General features: G+C 56.7%; 26 protein-coding genes and 2 tRNA genes. 20 read left to right on the top strand and 8 right to left on the bottom strand.

Going from position 1 to position 23,231, the window contains the following annotated elements:
• Window positions 1–12 precede the first annotated feature (12 nt).
• Entirely contained in the window at window positions 13–804 is a 792-nt protein-coding gene (locus BQ8290_RS13210) for an SDR family oxidoreductase (RefSeq protein WP_108791051.1), read from the bottom strand.
• 77 nt (window positions 805–881) lie between these two features.
• Here BQ8290_RS13210 and BQ8290_RS13205 point away from each other — a divergent pair, with 77 nt between their 5' ends.
• The 6 genes from BQ8290_RS13205 (at window position 882) to BQ8290_RS13180 (ending at window position 6,420) form a co-directional block, all read left to right on the top strand.
• A complete protein-coding gene (locus BQ8290_RS13205; RefSeq protein WP_108791049.1) occupies window positions 882–1,382 on the top strand; it encodes a DUF3429 family protein in 501 nt (166 codons plus the stop codon).
• Between the two features lie 77 nt (window positions 1,383–1,459).
• Window positions 1,460–2,425, top strand: a complete 966-nt coding sequence (thyA, locus tag BQ8290_RS13200; protein ID WP_108791047.1) for a thymidylate synthase — start codon at window positions 1,460–1,462, stop codon at window positions 2,423–2,425.
• A 117-nt stretch (window positions 2,426–2,542) separates the two neighbouring features.
• The gene (locus BQ8290_RS13195) at window positions 2,543–3,871 is read left to right on the top strand and encodes a thiamine pyrophosphate-dependent enzyme (protein ID WP_108791045.1); all 1,329 of its coding nucleotides are present in this window, start codon (window positions 2,543–2,545) and stop codon (window positions 3,869–3,871) included.
• Window positions 3,868–4,926 (top strand): transketolase C-terminal domain-containing protein, encoded by a 1,059-nt coding sequence (locus BQ8290_RS13190; RefSeq protein ID WP_108791043.1) that lies wholly within the window; start codon window positions 3,868–3,870, stop codon window positions 4,924–4,926. The genes BQ8290_RS13195 and BQ8290_RS13190 overlap by 4 nt, the downstream gene beginning before the upstream one ends.
• A 3-nt stretch (window positions 4,927–4,929) precedes the next feature.
• Window positions 4,930–6,231 (top strand): 2-oxo acid dehydrogenase subunit E2, encoded by a 1,302-nt coding sequence (locus tag BQ8290_RS13185; protein WP_108791041.1) that lies wholly within the window; start codon window positions 4,930–4,932, stop codon window positions 6,229–6,231.
• Between the two features lie 112 nt (window positions 6,232–6,343).
• Window positions 6,344–6,420: transfer RNA gene (locus BQ8290_RS13180), tRNA-Asp, on the top strand.
• Window positions 6,421–6,499: 79 nt separating this feature from the next.
• Here BQ8290_RS13180 and BQ8290_RS13175 read toward each other — a convergent pair.
• The 4 genes from BQ8290_RS13175 to BQ8290_RS15230 all read right to left on the bottom strand — a co-directional run bounded on the left by BQ8290_RS13175 (window position 6,500) and on the right by BQ8290_RS15230 (window position 8,467).
• Window positions 6,500–6,751, bottom strand: coding sequence for a DUF2842 domain-containing protein (locus BQ8290_RS13175; RefSeq protein ID WP_108791039.1), 252 nt, complete (start codon window positions 6,749–6,751; stop codon window positions 6,500–6,502).
• 12 nt (window positions 6,752–6,763) lie between these two features.
• On the bottom strand, window positions 6,764–7,351 hold the full coding sequence (locus tag BQ8290_RS13170) for a 5-formyltetrahydrofolate cyclo-ligase (protein WP_108791037.1): 588 nt from the start codon (window positions 7,349–7,351) through the stop codon (window positions 6,764–6,766).
• Window positions 7,352–7,665: 314 nt separating this feature from the next.
• Complete coding sequence (gene zapA / locus BQ8290_RS13165) at window positions 7,666–8,244, bottom strand: cell division protein ZapA (RefSeq protein WP_337661406.1); 579 nt, start codon at window positions 8,242–8,244, stop codon at window positions 7,666–7,668.
• Window positions 8,245–8,254: 10 nt separating this feature from the next.
• Window positions 8,255–8,467, bottom strand: a complete 213-nt coding sequence (locus BQ8290_RS15230) for a hypothetical protein (RefSeq protein ID WP_337661405.1) — start codon at window positions 8,465–8,467, stop codon at window positions 8,255–8,257.
• A 293-nt stretch (window positions 8,468–8,760) separates the two neighbouring features.
• Here BQ8290_RS15230 and tkt point away from each other — a divergent pair, with 293 nt between their 5' ends.
• The 8 genes from tkt to BQ8290_RS13120 all read left to right on the top strand — a co-directional run bounded on the left by tkt (window position 8,761) and on the right by BQ8290_RS13120 (window position 16,025).
• Window positions 8,761–10,758, top strand: a complete 1,998-nt coding sequence (gene tkt, locus BQ8290_RS13155; protein ID WP_108791031.1) for a transketolase — start codon at window positions 8,761–8,763, stop codon at window positions 10,756–10,758.
• Between the two features lie 15 nt (window positions 10,759–10,773).
• Window positions 10,774–11,784 (top strand): type I glyceraldehyde-3-phosphate dehydrogenase, encoded by a 1,011-nt coding sequence (gene gap, locus BQ8290_RS13150; protein ID WP_108791029.1) that lies wholly within the window; start codon window positions 10,774–10,776, stop codon window positions 11,782–11,784.
• Window positions 11,785–11,805: 21 nt separating this feature from the next.
• Entirely contained in the window at window positions 11,806–12,225 is a 420-nt protein-coding gene (locus BQ8290_RS13145) for a hypothetical protein (RefSeq protein ID WP_108791027.1), read from the top strand.
• 20 nt (window positions 12,226–12,245) lie between these two features.
• Window positions 12,246–13,445, top strand: coding sequence for a phosphoglycerate kinase (locus BQ8290_RS13140; protein ID WP_108791025.1), 1,200 nt, complete (start codon window positions 12,246–12,248; stop codon window positions 13,443–13,445).
• A 1-nt stretch (window position 13,446) separates the two neighbouring features.
• Window positions 13,447–13,875 carry a DUF4440 domain-containing protein gene (locus BQ8290_RS13135; protein ID WP_108791023.1) on the top strand — a complete coding sequence of 143 codons (429 nt, stop codon included), beginning with the start codon at window positions 13,447–13,449 and terminating at the stop codon, window positions 13,873–13,875.
• A 38-nt stretch (window positions 13,876–13,913) separates the two neighbouring features.
• Complete coding sequence (locus BQ8290_RS13130) at window positions 13,914–14,573, top strand: TIGR02466 family protein (RefSeq protein ID WP_108791018.1); 660 nt, start codon at window positions 13,914–13,916, stop codon at window positions 14,571–14,573.
• Window positions 14,574–14,577: 4 nt separating this feature from the next.
• Window positions 14,578–15,033 (top strand): hotdog domain-containing protein, encoded by a 456-nt coding sequence (locus BQ8290_RS13125; protein WP_108791016.1) that lies wholly within the window; start codon window positions 14,578–14,580, stop codon window positions 15,031–15,033.
• 101 nt (window positions 15,034–15,134) lie between these two features.
• Window positions 15,135–16,025, top strand: a complete 891-nt coding sequence (locus BQ8290_RS13120; RefSeq protein WP_108791014.1) for a fructose bisphosphate aldolase — start codon at window positions 15,135–15,137, stop codon at window positions 16,023–16,025.
• Between the two features lie 14 nt (window positions 16,026–16,039).
• Here the strand turns inward: BQ8290_RS13120 and BQ8290_RS13115 are convergent, their stop codons facing one another.
• Window positions 16,040–16,471 (bottom strand): hypothetical protein, encoded by a 432-nt coding sequence (locus BQ8290_RS13115; protein ID WP_108791012.1) that lies wholly within the window; start codon window positions 16,469–16,471, stop codon window positions 16,040–16,042.
• 151 nt (window positions 16,472–16,622) lie between these two features.
• On the opposite strand from BQ8290_RS13115, the gene thiE reads away from it, so the two are divergent.
• Window positions 16,623–17,297 carry a thiamine phosphate synthase gene (gene thiE, locus BQ8290_RS13110; protein ID WP_108792408.1) on the top strand — a complete coding sequence of 225 codons (675 nt, stop codon included), beginning with the start codon at window positions 16,623–16,625 and terminating at the stop codon, window positions 17,295–17,297.
• A complete protein-coding gene (locus tag BQ8290_RS13105) occupies window positions 17,294–17,866 on the top strand; it encodes an ElyC/SanA/YdcF family protein (RefSeq protein ID WP_108791010.1) in 573 nt (190 codons plus the stop codon). Before thiE ends, BQ8290_RS13105 begins: the two co-directional genes overlap by 4 nt.
• Before the next feature lie 22 nt (window positions 17,867–17,888).
• On the opposite strand, the gene BQ8290_RS13100 is transcribed toward BQ8290_RS13105, so the two are convergent.
• Window positions 17,889–18,290 carry an elongation factor P gene (locus BQ8290_RS13100; protein WP_108791008.1) on the bottom strand — a complete coding sequence of 134 codons (402 nt, stop codon included), beginning with the start codon at window positions 18,288–18,290 and terminating at the stop codon, window positions 17,889–17,891.
• A 254-nt stretch (window positions 18,291–18,544) separates the two neighbouring features.
• On the opposite strand from BQ8290_RS13100, the gene efp reads away from it, so the two are divergent.
• The 3 genes from efp (at window position 18,545) to BQ8290_RS13085 (ending at window position 20,069) form a co-directional block, all read left to right on the top strand.
• Complete coding sequence (gene efp, locus BQ8290_RS13095) at window positions 18,545–19,108, top strand: elongation factor P (protein ID WP_108792406.1); 564 nt, start codon at window positions 18,545–18,547, stop codon at window positions 19,106–19,108.
• Between the two features lie 6 nt (window positions 19,109–19,114).
• Window positions 19,115–19,933: an inositol monophosphatase family protein gene (locus BQ8290_RS13090; RefSeq protein WP_108791006.1), complete on the top strand. Its 819-nt coding sequence runs from the start codon at window positions 19,115–19,117 to the stop codon at window positions 19,931–19,933.
• A 51-nt stretch (window positions 19,934–19,984) separates the two neighbouring features.
• A tRNA-Leu gene (locus tag BQ8290_RS13085) sits at window positions 19,985–20,069 on the top strand.
• Between the two features lie 69 nt (window positions 20,070–20,138).
• On the opposite strand, the gene BQ8290_RS13080 is transcribed toward BQ8290_RS13085, so the two are convergent.
• Window positions 20,139–21,188, bottom strand: a complete 1,050-nt coding sequence (locus BQ8290_RS13080) for a zinc-binding dehydrogenase (protein ID WP_108791004.1) — start codon at window positions 21,186–21,188, stop codon at window positions 20,139–20,141.
• 121 nt (window positions 21,189–21,309) lie between these two features.
• Here BQ8290_RS13080 and BQ8290_RS13075 point away from each other — a divergent pair, with 121 nt between their 5' ends.
• On the top strand, window positions 21,310–23,118 hold the full coding sequence (locus tag BQ8290_RS13075) for an SLC13 family permease (protein ID WP_108791002.1): 1,809 nt from the start codon (window positions 21,310–21,312) through the stop codon (window positions 23,116–23,118).
• The last annotated feature ends 113 nt before the right edge of the window (window positions 23,119–23,231 follow it).

Here is a 23,231-nt window from a genome sequence, read left to right as displayed (position 1 = left end):
TGTCTGCTGGGCTCAGCTGATGCAGAGGCCGCCATCAACGGGCAGGCTTTGCCCGGTGATGTAGTCGCTATGCGGAGAGGCGAAGAACACGGCCAAGCCTTCCAAACCTTCGTGATCGCCGGGTCTGCCAAGGGGGATGCGACGCGACATCCATTCGGCAAATTTGGGATTGGCGGCGGCGGTGATGTCCGTTTCATAATAGCCAAACAACAATGCGTTTGCCGTGATCCCATGGCGGGCCAATTCAAAGGCCGCCCCACGCGTCAATCCGTTCACCGCCGCTTTTGATGCGGCGTAATCTGAGCTTTTGTTGACGCCCATAATCGATTGACCCGACGATGTGACGATCAATTTGCCACCCGGATCGCCCTTTTCTGCGCGCTCGATCATGTGCCGCGATGCATGTTTGTAGACGAGGGCGGGGCCGCGCGCGTTGATCGCCATTGTCGCGTCCCATCCATCGGTGGTCATGTCGGGTATGCGCGTTCCGGCCCCGGAAACACCTGCATTTGCAAAGGCTGCATCAACACGGCCAAACGCCTTTAACGTGGCAGTCATTGCCGTTTCAACGTCTTCGTCGTTGGCGACATCGCATTGCAAGGCAATGACTTCGCCAATTCGTGATCCATCATCGGCAGTTATAGCGCGCAACTCGGCAATTGCGGCGTCGTTCTTTGCCGTATTGCGGGCCCAAATGGCGACGTTCGAACCGGCTTTCACCAATCCGCGTGCCATGCCCAATCCAAGGCCGCCATTGCCGCCGGTTATGACCGCGGTGCGGCCCGTCAAATTGAAGATATTCATGGTCGCCACCGGTGCCGCATATTGGCCGATCCCGCAAGTTTGGGGGAACTCAACAGAAGCGCAGGTTTTGAAGCACTATGGACTCAACTTCTTCCCCTGACGCCGACACACCCGCCGCTGTTGCATCGCGTGGACCATCGCTAGCCCCTGCATCCACCGGATTGGGTCTTGCCGGATTGTTGCCGCAGATTGTCTGCGTCGCGCTTGCCGCGACAGGGCATGAATACGCCTTCACCGCCTTGGCCGGGGGTTTCGCCTATGCGGCGGCGATTTTCAGCTTTCTGGGCGGAGTGTGGTGGGGGCAAGCGATAGCCAAACAAGAGAGCGGTGCAATGATCTACGTCGTCGCCGTCCTACCCAGTTTGTTGGCCGTTGCCTTGTTCCTGCCGTGGAGTTTTGGATGGGACTGGCCCGGACCTGCCCTAATATATCTTGGTGCATTGATCGCCTTGTCCCCGATGGTGGACCGAGCAATGGGCTTTGCCGCGCCAGATTTCATGCGGTTGAGAATTGTTCTTTCGCTTTGTCTGGGCGGTTTGACGATAGCGCTTGGCTTTGTCGCAGAGGCGATTGTTTGATCGACGCAATCAGTTCGGGCGATAAGCGGTGCGGGCAACTTGTTCCGCCGGCTTTTGCGTCGCTATAGACTGACACTATGTCCAAAGCATCGAATCCCGCATCCCATCCCGATCACCCCGAATGGCAATATCTCAATTTGATGCGTCAGATTTGGACCACGGGCAATGAACGGGCGGATCGGACCGGGGTTGGCACGCGGTCCATTTGTGGGGCGCAATTGCGCTATGACCTTGCCGATGGGGCGATGCCACTGCTCACGACAAAGCGGGTCTATTGGAAAACGGCCACGCGTGAAATGTTGTGGTTTTTGACGGGCGAAACGAACATCCGCCCACTGGTCTTGCAAGGCGTCAAAATATGGAACGAATGGCCGCATGCCCGTTACGTCAAAGAGACAGGGGAGAAAATCGCGCTCGATGCTTTTGTAGAACGCATCGCCGATGACGAATCGTTCGCCGCGCGTTGGGGTGATTTGGGCCCCGTCTATGGCAAACAATGGGTGGATTGGCCCACCTACCAATATCGCAAAGACGGTTTGTACGAACGCGGACCGGGCATCAATCAAGTGGCCCAGGTGGTCGAAAGCCTGACTTCTAACCCAGGTAGCCGACGACACATCATCGAAGGGTGGAACGTCGCCGAGCTTGACCGGATGGCATTGCCGCCATGCCACAAAACCTATCAATTCCATGTCAGCACCGATGGCGACGGTCAGAGCCGATTGAATTGTGTGCTGTACCAACGCAGCTGTGATGTCGCATTGGGATTGCCGTTCAACCTATGGTCGGCCGCTTTGTTGACGCGGATGATGGCGCAACAAACGAGCATGGCGCCGGGTGAGTTGGTGTGGATGGGCGGCGACGTTCATCTCTATTTGAACCACGCCCATTTGATCGAAGAACAATTGTCGCGTGAGCCTCAAGGCCAACCCACTTTCGAAATCACGCGAAAGCCCGAAACAATTTTCGACTACAAAATTGAGGATTTCGTGGTGCAAGATTACGCGCCGCTACCCCCGATTAAGGCACCTGTTGCGGTGTGATTGCGCGTCCTTGACCGCTTTCAAATGCTGACATACGCGCTCCTCAAGAGGCCCTGAAAACGCCGCGATCATCGCGGTCTTTCGCGTCGGCCTTTCGACTTTTTGGGAGAGCGCTTTATGGCCGATGCGGCCGATACTCCGAAACCTGTTGCTGCCAATTCTGGCGACAACCGACCCGCGCTTGCACTGCACGTGCCAGAGCCGCGATCGCGCCCCGGCGATCCGGTAAACTTTGCCGATGTCATCATCAGCGAAGCGGGCGCACAGCCGCGGCCGGACGAAGGCACCAAACCCGAAGACATGAAGGACCTAGCCTATGACCTTGTCCGGGTCCTGGGTGATGACAACAAGGCGCATGGGCCGTGGGATCCGAAATTGGATCCCGACACGTTGCGCACCATGTTGGGGCATATGGCGATGGTTCGTGCCTTTGATGAGCGGATGTTTCGTGGTCAACGCCAAGGCAAAACGTCGTTCTATATGAAATGCACCGGCGAAGAGGCGACCAGTGTCGCGTCGTCTATGGCATTGGCCAGCGATGACATGGTGTTCCCATCATATCGTCAGCAAGGGATCCTGATCGCGCGCGGATACCCATTGATTGAAATGATCAATCAAATCTATTCGAACAAAGGCGACAAATTGAAGGGCCGCCAATTGCCCATCATGTATTCCAGCCGCGAACACAGTTTCTTCTCGATTTCTGGCAACCTCGCGACGCAAACACCCCAGGCGGTGGGCTGGGCCATGGCCAGCGCGATCAAAGGCGACAGCCGGGTCGCCGCGACTTGGGTGGGCGAGGGCAGCACCGCGGAAGGCGATTTCCATTCCGCATGCACCTTTGCCACCGTTTACAACGCGCCGGTGATCTTGAACGTAATCAACAATCAATGGGCGATTTCCAGTTTTAGCGGTTTCGCCGGGTCGGAACGCACCACTTTTGCTGCGCGGGCGTTGGGATATGGTCTTGCGGGTCTACGCGTGGATGGCAACGACGCTTTGGCGTGTTTCGCCGCACAGCAATGGGCCGCCAATCGGGCGCGGGCCAATCAAGGGCCCACATTGATCGAGTATTTCACCTATCGCGCAGAGGGGCATTCCACCTCTGATGATCCATCAGGCTATCGTTCGGCACAGGAACGCGAAGAATGGCCGTTGGGCGATCCCGTCATGCGATTGAAAGATCACCTTATCGCCATTGGCGAATGGGACGAAGACCGTCAGGCCGCAATGGACAAAGCGTGCGCCGAAGAGGTCAAAGCGACCACCAAAGAAGCCGAAAAGAACGGCATTCTTGGGCACGGTTTGCATCATCCATTCCACACAATGTTCGAAGACGTGTTCGAAGAGCTGCCATGGCATCTTAAAGAACAGGCCGCGCAAGCGACACGGGAACGAAAGATCAAATGGCCTGATCATCACCCCAAAGATGGAGCGGGAAAATGAACGCTCAAACCAAAGACATGAACGCTCCAGAGGCGGGCGCAGAACGCCGGATCAACATGATCGAGGCGATCAACGAAGCGTTGGATGTGATGTTGGAACGCGATCCCGACGTTGTCGTGATGGGCGAAGACGTCGGTTATTTCGGCGGTGTTTTCCGTTGCACCGCCGGGCTTCAGGAAAAGCACGGCAAAACCCGCGTTTTCGATACGCCGATCAACGAATGCGGGATTATCGGTGTGGCCGTGGGCATGGGGGCGTATGGATTGCGTCCGGTCCCCGAAATTCAATTTGCCGATTATATCTATCCGGGCCTTGATCAATTGATCTCAGAAGCCGCACGTTTGCGGTATCGTTCGGCCAATGAATACATCGCGCCAATGACGGTGCGATCGCCATTTGGCGGCGGGATTTTTGGCGGACAAACGCACTCGCAAAGCCCCGAAAGCTTGTTCACTCATGTGGCGGGCCTAAAAACTGTGATCCCGGCGACGCCTTATGATGCCAAAGGGTTGTTGATTTCGTGCATCGAAGACAACGATCCGACGATCTTCTTTGAACCCAAACGGATCTATAACGGCCCGTTCACCGGCTTTTATGACAAGCCTGTGGAGCCGTGGAAGAAGCACGACGACAGCGTTGTGCCGGAGGGATATTACAAAATCCCATTGGGTAAAGCGCGACAGGTTCAATCGGGCGAAGAGCTGACCGTGCTTGCCTATGGCACCATGGTCCACGTGGCCGAAGCGGTCTGCAAGGCGAAAGGTATCGATGCCGATATCCTCGATCTGCGCACGCTGGTCCCTCTGGACATTGAGGCGATTGAAGCATCGGTGAAGAAAACGGGACGGTGCCTCATCGTTCATGAAGCGACCCGCACAAGCGGCTTTGGTGCCGAGCTTTCCGCGCTGGTGACAGAACGGTGTTTCTATCACCTCGAAGCGCCCGTTGAACGCGTCACCGGATTTGACACACCGTACCCGCACAGCCTCGAATGGGCGTATTTCCCCGGACCTGTTCGCATTGGCGAAGCCATCGACACAATTTTGAAAGACTGACCCATGGCAAAGTTTACATTCAACATGCCCGATGTGGGCGAGGGCGTGGCAGAGGCGGAAATCGTCGAATGGCAAGTGAAGGTCGGCGATAAAGTCGAAGAAGACCAACACCTTGTCGATGTGATGACCGATAAGGCCACGATTGATATCGAAAGCCCGGTTTCGGGAACCGTTATCGAGGTCGCCGGTGAAGTGGGCGATACGATTTCGGTCGGCGCCATGTTGTTGGTGGTCGAAGTTGAAGGTGACGCAGCGGACGAAGCCGCCGACGACGCACACACTGCGGACGATGCAGCAAGCGAGGAAACGAGCACAGATATGGCGGTGCCAGTGGCCCCGACCGTGACAGTCTCTGAACCTCAACCTGCGCCCGCGCCAACACCCGCTCCAGCTCCGGCACCAACCGAAGCGGCGCAACCTTCCGTATCGCGCGACAAAACTATGGCGAGCCCTGCCGTGCGTCGGCGTGCACGCGATCTTGGCGTCGATTTGAACGATGTGAAATCTGCCGATGGTGGCCGCGTGCGTCACGGCGATCTCGATCAATTCCTCGCCTACAATTCGGGCGGTGGCTTTTCACCGGCGGGCAAATCGCGCGCCGATGAACCGGTAAAAGTGATCGGGTTGCGCAAGCGAATCGCTCAGAACATGAGCGCCGCCAAACGCAACATTCCGCATTTCACCTATGTCGAAGAATGCGACGTGACCGATTTGGAAAAAGCGCGCGCCGATTTGAACGCGGTTCGTGGCCAAAAGCCTAAGCTGACCATGCTTCCTTTGTTGATCACCGCATTCTGCAAGATGCTGCCCAAATATCCGATGATCAATGCCCGTTACGATGACGAAGCGAACATCGTGACCCGTCACGGCAGCGTGCATTTGGGCATGGCGACTCAGACCGATAACGGTTTGATGGTTCCGGTGATTCGCGACGCTCAGGCGCGCAATCTATGGCAATTGGCAGTCGAGATTGGCCGGTTGGCACAGGCGGCGCGGGATGGCTCGGCAAAATCGGAAGAGCTTTCCGGTTCAACGCTCACTGTCACTTCGTTGGGGCCGTTGGGCGGGGTTGCAACCACGCCGGTGATCAATCGACCCGAAGTCGCCATCATTGGACCCAACCGGATCATTGAACGCCCGATGTTTGTTACGGGTGCGGATGGTCAGGAGCGAATCGAAAAACGCAAGTTGATGAACATCTCCATCTCCTGCGATCACAGGGTGGTTGATGGCTTTGACGCGGCAAGCTTTATTCAGGACGTAAAAAAGCTAATTGAAACGCCAGTTTTGCTGCTTTCGGACTAAGTTTTCAAAAATGTTGCAAAATGGCTGTCACGGGCGTTGACAGCTATTCAAACCGGGCCTAATTGCCCGGCTCCCAAGCGGTGCAAACCACAGTTTGAACGGTCAAGTTTAAGCGGGTGTAGCTCAGTTGGTTAGAGCGCCGGCCTGTCACGCCGGAGGTCGCGAGTTCAAGTCTCGTCACTCGCGCCACTTGGGAAATCAATGAAACATCATCGAATGCGGTTCCCGCTTAACGGCGCGATGCCATGTAGGCGATTGTGTCCGGCCCTTACTCTTGTTCGGCGTCAGAAGATGCTGGGGCAGGGGCGGACCATTTGCCGGTTTCCATCCAAATTAAGAACCGCCTGAGCGGCAAAAGCCAGATTACGCCTAGGATAAGGTAGGCAATGGTCTGCGCTAGGCCCGGCCATGATCCGATCACATCCGGCGCATAACGCGCGATGAGAATCGCATAGACCATGATCCCGATGAAAAGACCGAAAATGCCAACGGGGATTCGCCAGGTTGGTGTGTCACGCATGGATCTGCTCTCTTATTTCAGGCCATAGATGCGCGTTGGCGTTACAACGGCATCCAAAGCGATATCATGCGGTTCCACCGGCAGCGTGTCGGTCAATTGCGCATCCCATGCCAACCCAATCGCTATGCGACCGGGATGTTCCGCCAACCAACGATCATAATGACCGCCGCCTTGGCCCAATCGGTCCAAATTGTCGGTGAAGCCGACCAAAGGCACGAACACGACATCGGGCGTGACGGGCTCAGCATCGAATCCCGGTTGTTTTAGGCCATAGGAGCCAGAGACTAGGTCGCTTTCGTCATAGGGGTCCGTATGCGCACGAAACGACATCGTTGCATCATCCGACGCGAAATAGGGCAATGCAACGGTGTGGCCGGCATCTTGAAAGAACCGAGCGTATCCCCGCGCGGACGCTTCGAAGCGGGTGGCGTGGTAGAGGCCGATGACGGCGTCCTGCCCAATCTTTGCCGCCAACGGGGCAGGAGGGCGATTGAACAACAACGCTTGGATCGAAGAAGGCTGCTCCAAGACATGCTCGCGCCGGGCGGCAAGCAAGGATTTGCGCAGTTCGGATTTTGATGGGGTAGGGGGCGTGTCCATTGCAGGCTCAGTAAATGTCGAAGTCAGGGGCCGCAAGAGCGCCTTGTCCCATTTGCGCGGGCCCCATCAGCGATGGCCCAAGCGCCGAGCGCCTATGTCGGCGCAGCAAAATGACGGGACCACTATGAGTCGTTTGCCGAGAAATCCTCTGACGCTGAAAGTGTCAGGTGGGCGCCGTTTACCCAAGTCCCAAGGGTCCGCTCCAAAAAGGAACGCATTGGCCCGTGAACCCAGGAAGGGACAGCTCCCGAGGATTGCTTATAGCCCCAGGGATTTTCCGTGGCTCGTGCTGAGCAGCCCCGCCGCTTGATGATTTAGTGCGAAGTGCCCCGACCTTCAAGCTCGCTCGCGGTCGCTTCTGCGCGTGTGGCCAGTGCTTCGAGCTTTTCTGCCAACGCTTCGGATAGCGCGGCGTCCTCTGCTGGCCCGCCGAATAGATCGTGTTGATGCCGGGCGCGCTCCTGCATTTCGGCGATTTCGGCCTTCAATTTCTCATTATCTTTGCGAGTGCGCTCTTCGGCTTTGCGCAAGGTTTCGATCTCCGCGCGCAATTCGGCTTTCTTGCCGCCCGATTTTTCTTTTTGGTGATCGACGCTGTTTTTGACTTGTTTCAATTCATTCGCGGCGTCGTCTGCGGCGCGTTGCATCGCTTGCTTGGTTTCTGCCAAGTCTGCTTGCGCGTCTTTGATCGCCGATTTCGCCTCGGTCAGTTCATCGGCCATGAACAAAGCGGCAAAAACGATGTTTTGCGCCTCCAACGCGGCCCGGGAGGATCCTAATTTTGCGTAATTCTCATTGATCAACGCGCCGAGTTTTTCGACACGCTCTTCTTCGCCGGGACCGCAAGCGATGGAATAGGTTTTGGGACCGATTGTGATGCGGACTTCGCTCATAACGGCGGGATCATCCTTCCAATTCTTCGATGAGTGAATCGAGTTCGCCAATCGTATCAGCGACTTCCTCACGCAACTTCTCATGCGCGTTGATCAATGCAATTGTGCGCGCAGAACCTGCATTGTCGCCCTTATCCCCGGTGCCTTCGGGGCGTGCGGCATCTATCCGCGCCATGGCGGTGGTGATGCGTGTCATCGCTTGTTCGATCCGGGCGGCGCTCATGATGGGTAATATTTACCAACTTATCGCGCCTTCGCAAAGTGTTGCGTGATCCTGTTGATAAGTGCTCTCGTATTTTCCCTTAGCGCGCGGCTGACTTTTGCGCTTTTGTTGCGATGTGTTGATGATCCGATGGAGCGTGCAAAAGCATCCCTTGCGCGTGCCAAAGCCACAGATCCAACGGGGATCGAATGGGGGCAAAGGTTGACCTAGTCCGACCTCTCGGCAATGGCCCATTGCATGTTCTCACCGGGGCGAATCGCGCCCGATTTTCGACCTAGGAGCATTCCCGCGCCATGACACTTGATGCCGCCCGCCTCCAACCAATGGCCAACGCCATTAGAGCGCTTTCCATGGATGCCGTTCAAGCGGCCAATTCAGGCCACCCCGGTATGCCGATGGGCATGGCCGACGTCGCCAGTGTTTTGTTTTCTGGTCATTTGAAATTTGACCCCGCGCGGCCGGATTGGGCCGACCGGGATCGTTTCGTTTTGTCGGCAGGTCACGGTTCGATGTTGATGTATTCGTTGCTTCACCTGACGGGGTATGCGCGTCCGACGATGGATGACATTCGCAATTTCCGTCAAATGGGCAGCCCATGCGCCGGTCACCCGGAAAACTTCCTGTTGGAAGGCGTTGAAAGCACCACCGGCCCACTGGGCCAAGGTTTGGCGATGGCCGTGGGTATGGCCATGGCAGAGCGTCATTTGAACGCGGGCTTTGGCGATGATTTGGTTGCTCACCGGACTTGGGTGATTGCCGGGGATGGCTGTTTGATGGAAGGGATCAATCACGAAGCGATTGGCCTTGCCGGGCACCTGCATCTTGGACGGCTCAATGTCCTTTGGGATGACAACAACATCACGATTGATGGCCCCGCTGACCTTTCGACCAGCGAAGACGTAAAGGCACGGTACGAAGCAACCGGTTGGCATGTCGTAAGCTGTGATGGTCACGATTTTGCTGATATCGACCGCGCTATCACCGCTGCAAAAGCCGATCCGCGTCCATCGTTGATCGCGTGCAAGACAGTGATCGGAAAAGGCGCTCCTAACAAACAAGGCACAAGCGCAACCCATGGCGCTCCATTGGGACCCGATGAGATTGCCGCCGCGCGCGATACATTGGGTTGGACATCTGAACCGTTCGACGTGCCCGCAGAAATCCTTTCCGATTGGCGCGCGACGGGTGAAGCCGGCGCTGCGGCGCACGGCGCCTGGCAACAAACTTTGGCCGCATCGGACAAACGCGCCGCGTTTGAGGCGCAAATGGCGGGGACATCGGATCACGCTTCGGCAGCGATCGAAGGGCATATCCGCGCGCTGGCCAAGGAGCCTCAGAAGGTTGCGACCCGCAAAGCATCGGAAATGGCGCTCGGACCGTTGACCGAAACTCTCCCGCAAATGATCGGCGGTTCAGCCGATTTGACCGGTTCAAACAACACCAAAACACCCAGCACATTGCCGATGACGGCGGACGATTATGCCGGTCGCTATGTCTATTACGGCATTCGCGAATTCGGCATGGCCGCCGCGATGAACGGTATGGCGTTGCATGGCGGCGTGGTTCCGTATGGCGGAACGTTCCTGATCTTCTCCGACTATTGCCGCAACGCAATCCGTCTGTCGGCGCTGCAAAAAACACAGGTCGTCTATGTGATGACGCATGACAGCATCGGATTGGGCGAAGACGGTCCAACGCACCAGCCGGTGGAACAAGTGATGAGTTTGCGGCTCATCCCGAATCTCAACACATTCCGCCCATGCGACACCATTGAGACCGCCGAATGTTGGGCACATGCGCTTTCTACGCCAGAAACCCCATCGGTTCTGGCCTTGTCACGGCAAGGTTTGCCGCAATTGCGCGGTGAGGGTGATGAGGCGTGGTCGGGCGCGGACAACCGTTGTTCCAAGGGCGGTTATCGCCTTCGCGCAGCCGGCGCATCGCGCAAAGCCGTGATCGTCGCATCCGGCAGCGAAGTAGCCTTGGCTATGGAATGCGCCGACCGGCTTGAAGCCGACGGCGTTGGCGTTGATGTGGTTTCCATGCCGTGCACGGAATTGTTCGACGCCCAAGATGATGGCTATAAAGCCGACATCCTACCGCAGGACGCGTTGATCGTATCGATCGAAGCGGGCAGCACATTGGGCTGGGAACGCTACACCGGCAGGAACGGCATCAATATCGGGATGGACACGTTCGGCGGGTCCGCCCCAGCGAGCGATCTGTTCGCTCATTTCGGTTTCACTGCGGACGCGATCGTGCCGCAAATTCAAAGCAAGTTGAACAACTAAGCAGGACAATCCCTCATGGCTACCAAAGTTGCAATTAACGGTTTCGGTCGCATTGGCCGCCTTGTCGCCCGCGCTATTCTTGAGCGCAGCGATCACGATCTTGAATTGGTCTCGATCAACGATCTGGCGGACACCAAATCGAACGCGCTGTTGTTTCAATTCGATTCCACGCATGGTCGTTTTCCCGGCACAGTAGAGGTCGCCGACGGCGCCATCGTTGTGAACGGCAAAAGCATTGCGGTGACGTCTGAGCGCGATCCCGGCAATTTGCCTCACGGCGAACAGGGCATAGACATTGTGTTGGAATGCACCGGCTTCTTCCAAAGCGACGAAGCGTGCCAGCCGCACCTTGCCGCTGGTGCAAAGCGCGTTTTAATCTCTGCCCCGGCAAAGAACGTGTCGGCGACCGTCGTATACGGCGTGAACCACGACATTTTGACTGCGTCTGACGTGATCGTCTCCAACGCAAGCTGCACCACCAACTGCCTGTCGCCGATTGCGAAAGTGTTGAACGACACAGTCGGGATTGAGCGCGGCTTTATGACCACGATCCATTCTTACACCAACGACCAACGCATGTTGGACCAAATGCATGGCGATATGCGCCGGGCACGCGGCGGTGCGCAAAACATGATCCCAACCACCACCGGTGCCGCGCGTGCTGTTGGTCTTGTTTTGCCGGAGCTGGCGGGCAAGTTGGACGGGTCGAGCGTTCGCGTGCCGACGCCCAACGTCAGCCTCGTCGATCTGGTGTTCCAACCGGGTCGCGAAACCACGACCGAAGAATTGAACGCTGCGTTGAAAGCGGCATCGGAAACTGGCCCAATGGCTGGTGTTCTGGATTACACCGATCAACCTTTGGTGAGCTCAGATTTCAACCACTATCCCGCCAGCTCGACGGTCGACAGCCTCGAAACATCGGTGATGGATGGCAAACTTGCGCGTGTCGTGAGTTGGTATGACAATGAATGGGGCTTCTCAAACCGCATGATCGACACCGCCGGTGTCATGGCGAGCTTTCTTTAAGTTAGCGCCGCCAACACGAACATGACCGAATTGGAACCCGAATATCTGCTTGCACTTGCCCAGCAATTCGGGTTCCTCGGTGCCTTTCTCGGTGGGGTGTCGGCGACTTTATTCGTCACTTTGTTGACGCTGGCCAAACCGTCGCTTTTGGTCAGATGGAGCATCGGATCGGCCGCATTGGGCGCTTCGTGCTTTATCATCACAGCGTATATGAGCGTTGGCGTGATCGCACAAAACCACCCGCTTTCACCACGCGCGCCGATTGAGAGTTCGGATGGCTATGTTCCGACGCTCATGTATCTTAGCTTTGTGATCGGGGTTTTTTCCTTGCTCGCGGCGATTGGCGTTAGCGGTTGGACGCGTTCTAAGCCGCTGGGCTATGTTACTACCGCTGTGGCTGGGCTCGCCGCGCTTCCACTGTTGGCCGATTTGGCCTCTTAAACGTCGGAGATTTTGGTTTAATGTCCAAGTTCAAAACGCTCGATGATTTGGGTGATGTGACCGGAAAAGTCGCGTTGGTCCGGGTCGATTTGAACCTGCCGATGAAGGATGGCTCTGCCACCGACGTGACGCGGGTTGAGGCAATCAAACCAACCGTCTTAGAATTGGCCGATCGCGGCGCGAAAGTGTTGATGTTGGCGCATTTCGGGCGTCCGGGCGGTCAACGATCCAGTGTGCTTTCGACCAGCATGGTCGTGGGCGATGTTGAAGGCGTCTTGGGCAAGGAATTGATGTTCATTCCAGAGGTCTCTGGCCCTGTGGTTGAACAAAGCATCGGCATTCTGCGCGATGGCGATATCGGATTGCTGGACAACACGCGGTTTTGGCCGGGTGAAGAAGCGAACGATGCCAATTTCGCAAAAGCGATTGCTGCGCATGGCGACTTTTTTGTGAACGACGCGTTCAGCGCGGCGCATCGCGCCCACGCCACGACAGAGGGGATCACGCATCACCTGCCGTCATATGCGGGCCGCGCGATGGAGGCCGAATTGAAAGCGTTAGACGCGGCCTTGGGCAATCCAGAGGCTCCGGTGGCGGCCGTGGTTGGCGGGGCAAAGGTTTCGACCAAACTCGCCGTTCTTGAAAACCTTGTGGGTCGGGTTCAACACCTCATTATTGGCGGCGGCATGGCGAACACGTTCCTTGCTGCGCGCGGTGTGGATGTGGGTAAATCGCTGTGCGAACATGATCTTACCGAGACCGCTTCGAATATTATGGACACCGCCGATCATGCCGGATGCACGGTGCACCTGCCTTATGATGTGGTTGTGGCCAAAGAATTCGCGGCAAACCCTGCTTCCTTGCGGACATGCAATGTCCACGAAGTCGCAGAAGATGAGATGATCCTAGATATCGGTGCCAGCGCCGCAGAGGCGTTGGCCGATGTGCTTAAAACGTGCCGCACATTGGTTTGGAACGGACCGTTGGGCGCGTTTGAAACCGAACCGTTTGATGCGTCCACAATGGCGTTGGCGCGCACAGCGGCGGCGCTCACCCAAGAAGGGTCATTGATAAGCGTGGCCGGGGGCGGCGACACGGTTGCAGCGTTGGCGCAGGCCGGCGTGACCAAAGATGTGACCTATATTTCAACCGCTGGCGGTGCTTTCCTTGAATGGATGGAAGGCAAGGAATTGCCCGGCGTGGCTGCTCTTACGGTTTGATATGGCGGACGTTGAACAAAACTTTGAGGTGTTGGAGAACCGGCTGATGCGGGCGTGGGTTCACCGCGACACAAGCGATCTTAAATCGTTGATATCGGGCGACGGCATTTTGATGTTCGGGATAAAACCTCCGGTCTTGTTGGATCGGGCCAGTTTCGTGTCGGCGGTTCAACACGATTTTCTCTGCAAAGGTTTTCGCTTTCATGAAGTGACCGCGCGCAAATACGGCAAATGCGTGTGGTTTTCGGGCCATGTAGAATTAGAACTTAAACTGGCTAACAAAGAATGGGCCGGGAACTTCCTAGTGACCGATCTTTGGCGCAAAGGGGCAATCCGTCGTCGATGGATGTTGGCCGAACGCAGCCTATCGCCGGTTGAACCCAATTCCGGCCTTTCGGACGCGATCCGCGCAATGCAATTGTGGCGCTAAGGCGCGCATTGATCGTTGTGGAGCAGTAGGAGGCCCAAATGTCAGAAACACGCCACCTTTTCGCAACGCCCTTTGTGATCGATCGGCTGCAAAGCGCCGAAGGCATTGGCGTCTTGAAAGAGGCGATCTTGGCAGAGCGCGCGCGCGATGCGGCCGGGGTCCAAATCTCCAATTTGGGCGGATGGCATTCCAACACGAATATGCTCGATTGGGGCGGAGAAGCGGCCCGCGCTTTGGCGCATAAAGCGATGATGATGGCGGACGAAGCCACCGGTCACGCCGATGCGGGCAGTGCCTCCGAATACAGCTGGGTCCCAGAAATGTGGGCCAATGTATCGGGGCAAGGACACGCCAATCAATATCACACCCATCCTGGAAGCTATTGGTCCGCCGTGGCCTATATCGATGACGGGTATGAAGGGGTGAGCGAGGGCAACCTGGGCGGAGAATTGCAATTGTCCGATCCGCGCATGCCCATGGTGCGCATGACCGCCCCGAAATTGCGCCTAAAAGACCAAGCCGGCATCGCCCAGAAAAGCGAACCCATCATGCGGCCAACCACAGGCTTGATCGTGATGTTCCCAAGTTGGCTGCAACACGCCGTGCGCCCGTTTCACGGCGGTGGCACGCGAATTTCGGTGGCCATCAATTTGGTGCCGGCACGAAAACACAATCCCGACACCGCCCAAGGACAATGACCCAATGACCGAGACAAAAACAGAATATGGTTATGGGAACGCTGTCCCTTGCGATGACGGTGAATTCGCCGGTTGGTATTATTGGAATCACGACCCGTTTGAAACGCAATCGGGCCCGTTCTTTATGCGCCGCGAAGAGGACGGATCCTATCTCAGCGCCTTTCGCGCGAAAGATCACCATATGAACGGCGCTGGGTTCATGCACGGCGGTTGCTTGATGACGTTTGCCGATTTCGCACTGTTTGCCATTGCGACCGATGAACTGAACGGGGCGGCCGCCGTTACCATGAATTTGTCGACCGACTTTCTAGGCGCGGCCAAACCGGGTGCGTTGATGGAAGCGCGCGGCGAAGTGACACGCGGCGGTGGCAAAACAATTTTCGTGCGTGGTTTGATCACCGCAGATGGCGAACCCGCATCCAGCTTCACCGGAATTATTCGCAGCTTCAAAAAATCTTGATAATTCACACCTAAATTTGGCGCCGGTTGCAGCCTGACTAACCGCTGGCTAAAGCCCGACACATATCGTTCCCTCACGAGTAAGAAAGGCGCAGAACCGCCATGAACACAGATCAGATGACCGCCAAGATTGCCGCTGGACAAGGTTTTATTGCAGCCCTGGATCAATCCGGTGGCTCCACACCAAAAGCGTTGCGCGGATACGGCGTTGAAGACAGCGAATGGTCGGGTGATGGCGAAATGTTCGGTGCCATTCACGCCATGCGCAGCCGGGTGATTACATCGCCATGTTTTGGCAGCGGAAAAATCTTGGGCGCGATCCTGTTCGAACGGACAATGGACAGCGAAGTCGAAGGAAAATCCACCGCAGACGCGTTGAAAGCGCGCGGCATCGTGCCATTTATCAAAGTGGATCAAGGCCTCGCGGATGAGGCGGATGGCGCTCAGATGATGAAGCCGCTGGATAAATTGCCGGCACTGCTCGAAAAATCGGTCGCCAACGGCATGTTCGGCACCAAAATGCGTTCGGTCATCAAATCGGCTAACCCAGTGGGTGTCGCGGCGGTGGTTGCGCAGCAATTCGAAGTTGGCAATCAGATCGCCGATGCGGGCCTTATGCCCATGCTTGAACCGGAATACGACATCACCGCCGAAGATCGCGCCGCTGGCGAAGAGATCCTACTGGCTGAGATCATGAAAGGTCTCGACGCGCTTCCCGAAGGGCGCAAAGTCATGTTGAAATTGTCGATCCCAGTGAAGCCGGGCCATTACACACCTGCCATCGAACACCCCAATGTGTTGCGCGTGGTTGCGTTGTCGGGCGGTTTCTCCACCGATGAAGCATGCGACAAATTGGCCACCAACCCCGGTATGATCGCCAGCTTTAGCCGCGGTCTTCTGCAAGATTTGCGCAAGGGGCAAAGCGACGACGAATTCGACGGGACGTTGGGCAAAGCGATTGATCAAATCGCCTCGGCCAGCATCGCGGGCTAACGCGTCTTAGGCGCTTACCGCAATTCGTCGTAGCGCAACGGCACAAATTCGAGATCCAGCGCGTATTCGCTCAACCGGATAGCGCTGCGTTCGCTGGGTCTCGTGCCGGCGCCGCGCAGAATAAGATATCCGCCGGGCACAGCGACGGGTTCATCCAATTCCAGAACAACCTCTCGCATCCCGCGATAATCGTGGAGGATTACAGAAAGCACTAGGGTGTTTTCGCGGGTGCAAAACCGGATGTCGGCACAGCGAGTGTCGCGCACAATCCCAAATGGTGTCACGTCCAGATCGCCGACGGTCGCCCGTTCGAAAAAGCCGACGCCGCTGACATAGGTTTCATACCCTTGCGCGTGCACCGGAGCCGTGATCGCCATCACAGCCGCAATCGATCCCAAAACGCTCAATCGAGCCGTTCGGCGTTTCACCGTGTTTATGCGGGTCATCTGGCAATCTCCTTTACCCGATGATTACCATGCGCGCCGCGCACATGTGCAGTTTGCGATGTGGCTGTGTCGTGTCAGGACAGGTGCGATGCACACCATCAAACCAGGCAATGGATTGTTGCGGCGATAATGCGGCGCTATGGGCAGCCTCATGACCGAATTTCCAGAGATACCCACCCAACTCTATTTGATCTCTCCACTTGAAGTGGGCGGCGATTTTCCCGCGCGGCTCGATCGCGCTTTGGCCGCTGGCAAAGGTGTCGTCACCGCGTTCCAGTTTCGCGTAAAAGGGTTGAGCGCGCACGAGCGCCAACACGAAGCGGCCGCGCTGGCTCAACCGCTGCAAGACATTTGCGCTGAGCATGATGTCGCTTTTATCGTCAATGATGACGTGGCCTTGGCCAAACGATTAAAGGCCGATGGCGTGCATTTGGGGCAGGGCGATGGCGATCCCAAGGACGCGCGCGAAGAATTGGGCAACGAAGCCCAAATCGGTGTGACTTGCCACGCATCCCGGCATCTTGCGATGGAAGCAGGAGAGGCGGGCGCGGATTACGTTGCCTTTGGCGCGTTCTTCGAATCGTCCACCAAAGACAAAGGCGATGCAGAGCGTCCAACACCGGAAATCATCGAGTTTTGGAGCGAGCTTTTCGAAATACCACTGGTCGCCATTGGCGGCATCACGCCTGAAAATTGTGGACCATTGGTAGCGGCAGGTGCCGATTTCCTTGCCGTATCCGGCGCGGTTTGGAACGGCGACGAAGCCGCTGCAGTCGAAGCCTTTGCCAAAGCGATGCAGGAAAACGCGCCAAAGCCAACAGAATGAAGTGGATTGCGACTTTGGTCGCGGCCTTCCTAATGTGGATTGCCGGCGTTGCGGTGTGGATTGCATCGGGACCATCCGAGAACACCAACGACTATGCGGATGTTGCCATTGTCTTGGGCGCGGCGGTTGATGGCGATGCACCTTCGCCGGTGTTCGCCGCGCGCATTGATCACGCTATTGATCTGTTAAAGTCTGGGCGCGTGCAAATCATCATCTTCACTGGCGCACGCTCTGTCGAAGGCACCATCTCGGAATCAAAGGCGGCGCGGCAATATGCGATTGATGCAGGCGTCCCCGCAGGCTTTATCGAAACGGAATCGCTCTCGCGCACCACGCACCAAAACTTGGTTGAAGCAGATGCGGTGATGAAAACGGTCGGAGGGCGCAGCGCCTTGATCGTATCAGACCCGCTGCACCTGCGTCGGGCGTATGCGATGGCAAAGGGTATGGGCATGGATGCTCAGGTGAGTGAGACGCGTTCAACCCGCTATCAATCATGGTCGACCAAAGCGCCATTTTTGCTGCGCGAGGTCTACTTTATCCATCACTACTGGATATTCGGTGAGTGAACGGCGCGGCGGTGTTAGTGACTTAACGTGATCCGCGCCGTGTGCAGAGCAGATCGCTGCGCGTTCCGCCGGCGGCCAATTTGCGCAATTGATTGTCGCCAACGCGTTCAAATTGCTGACCCTTTTTGGGACCACGGGTGAATGTCAATTCGTCTCCGCGCAGAATATATGTTCCCGCGCCAGATGTGCTTTCATACCGTGACGCGGTGAAAATGCGGAATGTCTCTTCCGCGACTTCGATGAAAGCTTCGCCGCCTGCATCGCCGGGCAGGGCGCATTGATAGGTGCCGTGCGGCATGGTGCGCAATGCGCCGCCCGATGGCGAAGCAACGACGCTTTGGCCGTCGTTCTGACCGATCGCAGGCGCAAAGGCCGCAAAACCGGCGGCGAACGCGGTTAACAAGATTACGTGAATAGTCTTCATAAATAGGAGGTCCTTGGCGCAAAGCCTTAGCATTGTGCGTTTGCGAAGGCCAATGCGTTAACCACGAAACGGCAGACCGGCCCAAATTGGCGGACCTGCAACGCTGCTTTGGCCGTGTGCCGACCGGGCGAAATACGGGCGCGCTTGAAGTGGTTTGCATCACCCGCTATTGGGCACGCCTGTATTGGGCTCTGTATTGGATGGCGCATCTGCGATCCGCGCAGCTCCACCTCATCAAAGAAAGACTATCTGCCATGAAGATCAGCGGCGTCGACATTCGTCCCGGCAACATCATTGAGTATGAAAAAGGCATCTGGAAAGTCGCCAAGATTCAACACACTCAACCCGGCAAGGGCGGGGCATACATGCAGGTCGAAATGAAGAACCTGCAAGATGGCCGCAAAACCAATGTGCGGTTCCGCAGCGCCGACACAGTCGAAAAAGTGCGTCTGGAAACAGCGGACTACCAATTCCTTTACGAAGACGGCGACATGCTCGTCTTTATGGATCAGGTGAATTACGAACAAATCATGCTGCCATCCGATCTGCTCGGTGATGCGCGTCCATTCCTTCAAGACGGTATGCAGGTCATGCTTGAGCTTTGGGAAGAAAAACCCATCAGCGTGCAATTGCCGCAACAAATCGAAGCCGAAATCGTCGAAGCCGACGCGGTCGTTAAGGGACAGACCGCTTCTTCCAGCTACAAGCCGGCCGTTCTGGACAATGGCGTTCGCATTATGGTTCCGCCGCATATCGGCAGCGGCACACGCATCATCGTTGATGTGTATGAGCAAACCTATGTCGGCAAGGCGGGCTAAGCGCACATGTCGATGTTTTCAGGATTGATCCGCGTGATGGAACGCGCCGCGCGCAAAGCGGGCGGGCGTTTGCGCCGCGACTTTGGCGAAGTTGAACATTTGCAGGTGAGCCGCAACGGCCCTGCGGATTTCGTCGCTAAGGCGCAAATGCGCTCTGAGCGGATTTTGTATGATGAGCTTTTGAACGCACGCCCTGATTGGGGATTTGTGTTGGAAGAAGCGGGCATTATCGAAGGTTCGCCGGATATGCCGCGCTGGATTATCAGCCCGCTGGACGGTGCAAACAACTTTGCCCACGGCATCCCGCATTTCGCGATCAGCATCGCGGTGCAAGAACCCAAGCTTGATCGAACAGGTTGGCACGAAGTGTCGGGCGCGGTGATTTATCACCCCGTGAACGACCAGACCTATTGGGCAGAAAAATCGCGCGGTGCGTGGTTGCAGGATGCGCGTCTGCGCGTGTCAGCGCGGCGGCACATGTCCGATGCATTGATTGCCACGGGTATTCCCTATGCTGGTCATGGCGACTTTGCCGAATGGAGCCGTATTTTCGGTGCAATCGGACCCGAAGTCGCTGGCATTCGCCGTCTTGGCGCGGCATCGCTAGATCTGGCCTATGTGGCTCAGGGACGGTTTGACGGCTATTGGGAAAGCGGGCTCAACGACTGGGATACTGCCGCGGGTTGCCTGCTTGTTCGCGAAGCTGGCGGCTTTGTCAGCGACTATCGCGGGCGGTCAAATCCGGTGCATTCAAAGCAGATTTTGGCTGCAAATGATGCGCTTCATTCCCGGATGCATAAAATTTTGGCAGGAAGTTTGCGCTGAGCCCTTGCGAGATCCGCAGGGGGCCGCTAACAGCCTCGCCTCACACAGGGTGCCCCTGTGGTGGAATTGGTAGACGCGTTCGACTCAAAATCGAATTCCTAACGGAGTGCCCGTTCGAGTCGGGCCAGGGGCACCAACTTTTTTGAAAACTTGGATTGATGTGTTTGCGGGTAGCAATTGCCCGATCCGTCTTCGGTCGCCTGTATCAGCTCACATCGATTTTTAGTTTGATTACGCCTTCTTCGCGGCTGTCAAAGAGGCGGTAGGCCTCTGTGCCTTCGCTTAGGTCGAAACGGTGGCTGAATAGGCCAGATGCTTCGATGCGGCCGCTTTGGATCAATGGCACCAGATGGGGCCACATATTCTGCACATCGCAAATTCCCCCGCGCACCGTCACGTTTTTGAAAATGATCAGAGGTAGGGGGAGGGTGTCGTCGGGTTCTGGTATGCCGATAAAGCTGGCCGAACCGCCGCGGGCAACCAAAGGTAGGACCGAATTGATCGCGCCTTTCGCGCCCGATGCCTCAAACACCGATTGCGCACCGGCGCCGCCGGTTGCTTGCATAATCTGTGGCACCAGGTCGGGCCCGGGCGCAAACACTTCGGCACCCAATGCGGCCGCCATGTCGCGGCGTGATTGCACCGGATCGATGGCGAAGACGCGCGCTGCACCTAGGGCAAAGGCCAATTCTACGCCCATAATTCCGATCGGGCCAAGGCCCACGACGGCCACCGTGCCCCCGGGTCGTGGATCGGATCGTGTTAGGCCGAAATACGCAGTCGCCATCCCATCGGTTAACAACAAGGATTGTTCATCGGTTAGCCCATCGGTCGATAGCAACGTCGCATCGGCGTTAGGGACATTCACAAATTGAGCCTGCCCGCCCTCCAATTTTTGACCCAAGCCGAAGGCGGTCGACTCGTGGCATCTGTGCGGATGACCGGTCAAACATTGGGAACACATCCCACACCCTGTTCCACCGGCGGCCAGGACTTTGTCACCAACCTTAAATCCGTGAACATCTGCGCCCGCTTCGACGATTTCTCCGATAAATTCGTGGCCGACGCAAAAATGCGGCGTGTCTTCGTCATATTGCGTGTTTCCGATATGGGCGCCGTGATACATGTGAAGGTCGCTGCCGCAGATTGAACAGGCACGCACTTTGATGATTGCGCTGTTGGCGCCGCGCAATTCGGGATCGGGGTAGGTTTCATAGCGAATATCGCGCGGCCCGTTGAACACCAATGCGTGCATGTTGTCTTTCCTCTTCTAAATCTCCACACACCATCGCCGCGCGGCGCGGGCCCGGCAAGAGATTCCATCAAAACACTTGCCAAGATCACCGCTTATTGAGAGATCATCGAAACCATCACGTATGATTGATTTTCCATCCTATCACGCCATTGCGGCAATGTTCGTCACGATCTTGATGTTCGTCGGCTTTGTCCGTGGGCGTATGTCGATTGAAATCGTGTCATTGTTGACGATCGCGGTGATTGCGATTGGCCTGTATTTCTTTCCCATCGAAGGCAGCCGCCCGATTGATGGCCTCGCGCTCGCTTTTGGCGGGTTTGGTCACTACGCGTTGATCACGATTTGCGCGTTGATGATCATGGGGCGGGGATTGGTCGTGACCGGGGCGTTGGAACCGGCGGCGCGCGTATTGGAGCGTGTGTTTAAGGTCAATCTACAGCTTGGCCTGCTCATATCGCTCTTGATCGCATTGATATTGTCGATGTTCGTCAACAACACGCCGGTCTTGGTGTTGATGATTCCGATCTTCGCCGCTCTCGCGCATCGCGGCGCAATGCCCACGTCGAAAACTCTGATGCCGTTGAACGCCGCATCGTTGATCGGTGGTCTCGCAACGACCATCGGCACATCGACCAACATCCTTGTCGTGTCGATCGCGGTGGATTTGGGCATGCGCGAAATGGGCGTGTTCGATTTCACACCGATCGTGTTGCTCGCGGCCTTGGTTGCGCTGCCGTATATGTGGTTGGTGATGCCGCGATTGTTGAAAGACAATCGCACAGAGGCACAGGTGCAAGAACGGCAATTCCACACCCGTTTGCGGGTTGGCAATCAATCCATGCTGGCCGGCGAAGAATTGGCCTTGATCCAAGAGAAATTGCCCAAAGGCATCAAATTTCACAGCCCGCCAACCGGCCCATTGCAGCCCCAACAGCGCCTCCATATTTCCGGCAGTCACGAAGCGTTGGAAGACGCGACGCGCGAATTGAAAGGCGAACTCGCGCCAAGCTGGGTCATGGACCGGATCAAACGCATGGCATCGGCACAGGGCGAAGATGTCTTGGTGGTGGAAATGACGGTGACGGCGGATTCCCGCCTGATCACGCGCACCTTGCCCAGTTCCGGCATCGCTGACCTATACGGCGTCGCGGTCTTGGGCATTCACCGGCCTGATCGTTTGTTGGGAGAACGCGACCAATATTCGGACGGCGGCGACCTTCGCATTACAGAGGGCGACGTTTTGTTGGTGCAGGGCTTGGAGAGTGATCTCCAAGATTTCGCCCGCGCCGACAGCTTGTTGATGTTGGAAGGTGCGCGCGAATTGCCGCGCCGTTCAAAGGCTTTGTTGTCGGCGGCGATCATGGCGTTTTCGGTGATCACGGCGGCGATCGGGTTGTTTCCGATTGCGATCTCGGCCTTGGCCGGGGCGATTTTGATGTTTGTCACCGGCTGTGTGAAATTTGATCGCGTGGGGCGCGCGCTATCGGGCCAAGTGATTGTGCTGGTCGCGGCTAGTATCGCGATTGGCCGTGTTATCGATGAAAGCGGCGCCGCCGATTGGCTGGGTCAGGCGCTGTCATTGGGTCTGGCCTATTTGCCGACGCCCTTGGTTTTGGCCGCGATCATGGCGTTTGTGACTGTGCTCACCAATTTTGCCTCCAACGCGACGGCGGCGACGGTGGGAACCCCAATCGCATTCAGCATCGCGGCGCAATTGGGCCTGCCGCCAGAGCCGCTGGTCTTGGCGGTCTTGTTCGGTTGCAACCTGTGTTACGCGACCCCGATTGCCTATCAAACCAACATGTTGATCATGGCAGAGGGGCAATATGAATTCACCGATTACATCCGAACGGGCGTTCCTTTGGTGGTGTTAATGGTGACGACGTTGTCGTTGATCTTGGTCTATTGGTACGGCCTGTGGTCGTTGTGATGGCGGTGAGGATCGCTTTCCTACTGCCCACGACTGTGCCAGCTTAAAATGATGCATTCAGAGCCACCAATTGCGAGCACAGAGCAGATCAATCGGGATAGGCCGAAGAGCGT

This window comes from Erythrobacter sp. Alg231-14 (genome assembly GCF_900149685.1).
Lineage (GTDB): Bacteria > Pseudomonadota > Alphaproteobacteria > Sphingomonadales > Sphingomonadaceae > Erythrobacter.
This window is presented reverse-complemented; position numbering and strand designations above follow the sequence as displayed.